This is a genomic window from Halomonas sp. (assembly GCF_041689495.1).
GTDB lineage: Bacteria > Pseudomonadota > Gammaproteobacteria > Pseudomonadales > Halomonadaceae > Halomonas.
Genome location: NZ_JBDNGD010000274.1, coordinates 1 through 1,154 on the forward strand (window position 1 = coordinate 1; position 1,154 = coordinate 1,154).

Here is a 1,154-nt window from a genome sequence, read left to right on the forward strand (position 1 = left end):
GAACTCGACACTGCTGAATATCCCAAGGGGTTGACCATCTCTGATGCAGACTTATCCGCCATCAACATCGAACGTAGCGAGTTTCACGGCGACTGGAATTATTGCATTCGCCCTGGATGACTTGTTCAGTTTATTTATTAACAAGCGCTAAGGCTTTGTGACGGCAGGCAGACGCTTCAAGGTGAACCCGTCTGGCTCCTTCCGAAAATAGCTCCAATCCATGGCACATCACCTTCAGGCATTGTGGAGCCTCCACCCTAGCACTGCCTCAGCTCCCGGCGCGGGCGTTCAGCTTGTCCAGCAGGTCAGTGAAGGAACGGGCGGGCGGTTCGTCGCCGTGGCGCGCTCGTGGCGCGGTCCCCGCGACGGAACGGCCAGCGGCGGGGCTTTCGTCGTGGCGGTGTCTGTCGTCGTCCGGGTGCGGGGCCAGTTGCCCAGGGGCAGGAAGGCGACGCAGCTCGGCCAGTAGATTGGCGGGGAGAGCCTGCCCCCTGTCGCATCGGGTGTCGCAACCTGTCGCATCGCTACGGGGGAGGGTGTCGCACAGCATAGGGGGCAGGCCACCCCATCGCCAGGCTGTTTCATTCCGAATCATCCAGCATCCAGATACAGGCAGCCCCGCATGGCGGCGGTTCTCCAGGAAGGCGATCAGGCGCTGGTACGAGGGGAGGATGCGATCCTCGCGGCGATTCAGCGGATCGCTGGCAGGGGCACGCTGTCCGCCTCCTGTTCCGGCTACTCCATCCCCTGCTCCACGTCCTCCGGTGTCGGCGGCTCCTCCCGGAACACCATCCACGCCGACTCGCTCCACGCCGTCTTCTCGTCGAGACCGATCGCTTTCAGGCTGTCCATCTCCATCCTCACTAGATGGGCTAACCCCATCGATTCGCTCTGGATCTGCTCCGGGGTCAGTCGGCGAAGTTTCTTCCGGTGATGTATCCACCAATGATGAGTCACTATCTGTTGAATCTCCTTGAGTGTCATCGCGGTCATCCTCTCCTGACGGTGTCCCACCTGTCCCTCGTGTCCCGATAGCTCAACGATGCGTGTTGGCGGCGGGACATCAGAGGGACATGCTGCATGTCACGTGTCCCGATACCCCTATAGCTTCGAACCACCGAAGTGGACCCCATCCTTTGGACCACCTGACAGGC

At 61.1% G+C, this 1,154-nt stretch carries 2 protein-coding genes; one reads left to right on the plus strand and one right to left on the minus strand.

Annotated features, from left to right (window positions below):
* Window positions 1-120 (plus strand): hypothetical protein (locus ACESMD_RS09530; RefSeq protein ID WP_372612583.1); only part of this gene is annotated, 120 nt, incomplete at its 5' end.
* A 615-nt stretch (window positions 121-735) separates the two neighbouring features.
* Here the strand turns inward: ACESMD_RS09530 and ACESMD_RS09535 are convergent.
* On the minus strand, window positions 736-984 hold the full coding sequence (locus tag ACESMD_RS09535) for a hypothetical protein (protein ID WP_372612581.1): 249 nt from the start codon (window positions 982-984) through the stop codon (window positions 736-738).
* Window positions 985-1,154 lie beyond the last annotated feature (170 nt).

Coding starts and splice junctions, on each gene's coding strand:
- ACESMD_RS09535 (WP_372612581.1), bottom strand. CDS start 984: ATGACACTCAAGGAGATTCAACAGATAGTGACTCATCATTGGTGGATA.